Here is a 5182-nt window from a genome sequence, read left to right as displayed (position 1 = left end):
CCGCACACGGTATCTGAGACGATTTTAGGTGAAAAAGATGCTGGTGATGTCGTCAATATTGAATGCGACATGCTGGCCAAACATGTGAAAAATATGCTAAGCCAAGAGCATCATGAAAAATGACACGAATAAGAAGGAAGTGGACACAATGTTTCATTCTATCGATGAAGCGATAAACGATTTGAAAGCAGGAAAGCCGGTAATTGTAGTTGATGATGAAGATCGGGAAAATGAAGGTGATCTGGTTGCCCTGTCGGAAAAAGTGACTCCGGATATAATCAATTTTATGATTACATATGGAAAGGGTCTTGTGTGTACATCGATTAAATCGGATTTAGCCGGGAAACTCAAACTGCCGATGATGACGAGCCAGAGCAGCGATCCGTTCGAAACAGCGTTCACTGTCAGCATTGATCATAAAGATACGGCGACTGGTATCAGCGCTGCCGAGCGATCGAAAACAATCCGGGCATTGCTTGATCCGGGCGTTAAAGAAGATGATTTTAAACAGCCGGGTCATGTGTTTCCGCTCATTGCCAAAGATGGGGGGGTTTTGACACGGCAGGGCCACACGGAGGCTTCTGTTGATCTGGCTGAATTGAGTGGTGCATTCCCGTCAGGTGTCATTTGTGAAATTATCAAAGACAACGGCACGATGGCGCGGGTACCGGATTTACGGGAAATGGCTGATGAGTTTAACCTGAAGCTGATTTCAATCGCTGATCTGATTGCCTATCGAAAGCAGTATGAAATGCATGTCAAACGAGTTGTAGAAACTGAACTGCCCACTGAGTTTGGATCGTTTAATATATATGGTTACACAAACGATCTGGATGACAAGGAACATATTGCACTTGTTAAAGGTGATATTTCGGCAGACGAGCCGGTTTTAACCCGTGTACATTCCGAATGCCTGACCGGTGATGTATTTGGTTCCCACCGCTGTGATTGTGGGCCGCAGCTGCAGGAAGCTTTAAAAAGAATTAACAACGAGGGCTCCGGTGTTCTCATCTATATGCGTCAGGAAGGTCGTGGCATCGGGCTGATCAACAAATTGTGTGCTTACCAGCTGCAGGATGCCGGGATGGATACAGTTGAGGCGAATGAGCAGCTGGGATTTGCCCCGGACATGCGCGAGTATCATATCAGCGCCCAGATTTTACAAGACTTAGGTGTGCGAAACATCAATTTACTGACTAACAATCCGCAAAAAATGAGAGGTCTGCAGTCTCACGGCATTAAAATTGCTGCACGTCTGCCGATTGAGACGGGTGTACGCAACGAAAATAAACGGTATCTGCATACGAAATATCATAAGATGGGTCATTTACTAAGTTCTCACCAAAGCTAAAGGAGATGGTTGATTTTGCTAAAACATTTTAAAGGCAATCTGGTTGGATCAGAATTGAAAATCGGTATTGTGGTAGCAAGGTTCAATGACTTCATTACGAACAAACTGCTGGATGGTGCTGTCGATACCCTGAAGCGGCACGGGATAAAGGAAGATAATATCGACATTGCCTGGGTCCCCGGTGCGTTTGAAATTCCGGTGGTTGCCCAAAAAATGGCGGCAAAAAATGAATATGATGCGGTTGTGACTCTTGGGGCAGTTATCCGTGGGTCAACGCCGCACTTTAATTATGTCTGTAATGAAGCTGCCAAAGGGATAGCCAGTGCGGCAATGCAGTCGGGTAAGCCGGTTATTTTTGGGGTGTTAACGACAGAAACGCTCGAACAAGCGATAGAACGGGCCGGAACAAAAGCGGGCAATAAAGGATCGGAAGCAGCAACAGCCGCCATCGAAACAGCCAATGTTCTCAGAGAATTGGCTGAATGATTCGTTCAGTATGTACTGCACTTATGCGTTGGAATCAATTGTGACAGTATCAGCCAATTTCTGGTGAACTTCAGCCAAACACGTTATGTCTTCCATTGTCGCCTTCAGTAAGATACACTATGGATAGAGCGTATGTATAACTGGAGGCATTCAAAATTAAAGGTTTAATTTATCAAATCGTCATAGTTGGTATTATCTGGACCGGGATGGCGTTTTATTTCAGATATATGGATCCGGTAAGCAAATTCATATTTTATGCAGCAACATCCTGGCTGTTATTTTTAATTGTCATATTAATAAAACAGCTGATTAAAAACCGCAATAACGATGAAGATTCAACAATGGGAAGGTAATACAATGCTTACAATCGAGAACTTATCTAAATCTTATGGGGATAAAATATTACTGAATGATATTTCCTGTAACATCAAGCCGCACGACCGAATTGGACTGATTGGCGTCAATGGAACCGGAAAGTCAACTTTTTTGAAAGTGATTGCCGGCATTGATACAGCGGAAACGGGCACCATTAATCATGCCAAAGATTACAAAATAGAATATCTGGCACAGGACCCTGAGTTGGAGTCGGGCTTGACGGTGATCGAGCAGATCTATTATGGTGAAGCGACGATAATGAAAGTCATGCGCGAATATGAACAGGTACTGCTTGATCTGCAGCGTGATCCTGACAACGAAAAAATCCAGGAGCGTCTGCTGGTAAAACAGCAGCAAATGGATGAACATAAAGCCTGGGAAGCCAACACCGTCGCCAAAACCATTCTCACCAAATTGGGGATTACCGATTTTGATAAAAATGTTGCGGAACTTTCGGGTGGACAAAAAAAGCGGGTGGCCATCGCAAAAGCATTGATTCAGCCGGCTGATCTCTTAATTCTTGACGAACCGACCAATCATCTTGATCATGAGACGGTCGAATGGCTGGAGAACCATTTGGCATCATACAAGGGTGCACTGTTGCTTGTCACACACGACCGTTACTTTTTGAACCGCGTCACCAATCAGATTTTTGAATTGGATAAAGGCAATCTTTACACTTATGACGGCAATTATGAATTGTTTCTCGAGAAAAAAGCCGAGCGGGAAGCATTGGAAAGAAGCTACGAAGAAAAACACCGTAACCTATTGCGCCAAGAGCTCGCCTGGTTGAAACGGGGCCCAAAAGCAAGAGGGGCCAAGCAAAAAGCCCGTGTTGAACGGGTTCAGGAAATGCAAGAGCAAACGTTTGATACGAACAGACAGGACGTATCATTTGAAGCGGCTTCCACCCGTCTTGGGAAAAAAGTGATTGAACTCGAGGGTATTGAAAAGTCTTATGAAGGCAAGCGGCTGATAACGGACTTTGACTTTTTGGCCGTTCCCGGTGATCGTCTTGGGATAGTCGGACCGAACGGCTCGGGAAAAACAACGCTCCTGAACATCATGGCAGGACGTATCACACCGGACAAAGGTGAAATTGACGTCGGGCCAACCGTCAAAATCGGCTACTATACACAGGGTGATGAGGAGCTTGATGGGGATAAGCGGATTATCGAGTATATCCGGGAAACTGCTGAGGTTATCCATACGAAAAAAGGGGACGACATCACCGCGGAACAAATGCTGGAACGGTTTTTATTTTCTCGAACCGAACAATGGAACTATATCAGGAAATTGTCTGGCGGGGAAAAGCGCCGTCTTTATTTGCTGAAGGTTTTGATGTCGGAACCAAACGTTCTGCTTTTGGATGAGCCGACTAATGACCTGGATACACAAACACTGGGTGTCCTGGAAGAATATTTGGATCAATTCCCAGGCGTTGTGATTGCGGTATCGCATGACCGGTATTTTCTTGACCGTGTCGTTGATCATATGCTTGTATTTAAAGAAAATAAACCAATTGAGCATTTTTACGGTAACTACACCGAATTTTTGGAGCGGGAAAAAGCGCAGCAAAAACAGCAGAAACCAAAACCATCCAAAAAACCGGAGCAGCAGAAACCGGTCCGGAAAAAGAAGATGTCTTACCATGACAAGATGGAATGGGAAACGATTGAGGATGATATAACAGAACTGGAAACGGTGATTGAAAATCTGCAGGACAAGATAGCGGATGCAGGGAGTGATGCCAGAAAAGTACAGGAACTTTATAAGGAACAGCAGGAACTGGAGGAAAAGCTGGAAGCAAAAATGGAACGCTGGGAAGAGCTTTCACTTCTGGCGGAAGAATTGGGAGATAAGTAACCGTGCTTGTTGGTACGGAAAAGTTATATAGATTATTTCGTATAATCGCCCATTTTATGTTTAATTTATATAGTATCGCGGAAAATAAGAATGGTATAATGTATAAAATTGGAGGAGGTATGAAAATGAAGCTGTTTCAAGTCAGAAAGGGACAATTTGTCTATTATAAAAATGAACTTCATAAGGTATATTCCGTAAAGCCGATGTTCAAGCAGTCTGTACACCTTTATCGATTAAAAGACATGCAGCAGGATATCACGAGCGCCAACAATATTGAACCGTGCCGGCCGAAACATAATGATTCATTTATTTTTTACGGACAACGTTACACGATTGATAAAAACAGGAAGCCTGAACCGGGTGATTATATTTTAATCATCAAGCCTGCACCTGATTTTCTAGATCATTATTCGCTTAATGAAATTGAAAAGGTTGATAATGTGGAAAACGGAAATGTCGTGACAACAAGGGATAATGGTGTGAAACATAGTGAATATGTTGTCCTGGTTCCCGGAAAAGCTGAGGGAAGTGAAGATATTGCTTATTATGATAAAACGCTTGTTTCGGAAGCACAGCTGGAAGAAGATGAATCACCACTGATGTCCGGCGATGATGCCGTGGATAATCCTGTTGTCGGCGATATTTATTTCGATGTTCAAAACCAGACAAAAGCCATGATTATAGCCATGACGGATGATGAAGTATTTTTTGGACATAATGTCAGCGTACATGTAGCGGATCTGTCGGACGAAGACAAATTCAGATTGATTTACCGTTTTGATGAGGGATTTTAATAAATTCCATCTCGATCCTTATAGAAAAGGGGCACCATTCCGGTGGTGCTTCTTTTTATCCCGCATATAAGGGACGAGACAGGGACATAACAAAAATGACCAACACTAAAGGTGAACAATAAGTTGCCTTAGCGGAGGAAATATACGGAGACTCCCGCGGGATGAGAGACATAGGTGAGACCCCGCAGTGCGGCAGCAATCTTTTCTGCGAGGAGCGTATACCTCACAGAGATAGCTTGCAACACGACGAGCACGAGGAGGCTCACCAGCCGCCCGCGGAAAGCGACGAGCTGAACATCCACCGAGTAAA

General features: G+C 44.0%; 5 protein-coding genes. 4 read left to right on the top strand and 1 reads right to left on the bottom strand.

What is annotated here, in order from left to right; genetic code table 11:
* Window positions 1–112: 112 nt before the first annotated feature.
* The 4 genes from VK080_RS10670 (at window position 113) to VK080_RS10655 (ending at window position 4872) form a co-directional block, all read left to right on the top strand.
* Complete coding sequence (locus VK080_RS10670) at window positions 113–1351, top strand: bifunctional 3,4-dihydroxy-2-butanone-4-phosphate synthase/GTP cyclohydrolase II (RefSeq protein WP_324224757.1); 1239 nt, start codon at window positions 113–115, stop codon at window positions 1349–1351.
* Window positions 1352–1366: 15 nt separating this feature from the next.
* Window positions 1367–1837, top strand: a complete 471-nt coding sequence (gene ribE, locus VK080_RS10665; RefSeq protein ID WP_324224756.1) for a 6,7-dimethyl-8-ribityllumazine synthase — start codon at window positions 1367–1369, stop codon at window positions 1835–1837.
* 357 nt (window positions 1838–2194) lie between these two features.
* Window positions 2195–4078: an ABC-F family ATP-binding cassette domain-containing protein gene (locus tag VK080_RS10660; RefSeq protein WP_324224755.1), complete on the top strand. Its 1884-nt coding sequence runs from the start codon at window positions 2195–2197 to the stop codon at window positions 4076–4078.
* Window positions 4079–4203: 125 nt separating this feature from the next.
* On the top strand, window positions 4204–4872 hold the full coding sequence (locus VK080_RS10655) for a hypothetical protein (RefSeq protein WP_324224754.1): 669 nt from the start codon (window positions 4204–4206) through the stop codon (window positions 4870–4872).
* 128 nt (window positions 4873–5000) lie between these two features.
* On the opposite strand, the gene VK080_RS10650 is transcribed toward VK080_RS10655, so the two are convergent.
* Window positions 5001–5182, bottom strand: a 182-nt coding sequence (locus tag VK080_RS10650) for a hypothetical protein (protein ID WP_324224753.1), incomplete at its 5' end; no start/stop codon positions are given.

This window comes from Lentibacillus sp. (assembly GCF_035301925.1).
Classification (GTDB): domain Bacteria; phylum Bacillota; class Bacilli; order Bacillales; family Amphibacillaceae; genus Lentibacillus.
This window is presented reverse-complemented; position numbering and strand designations above follow the sequence as displayed.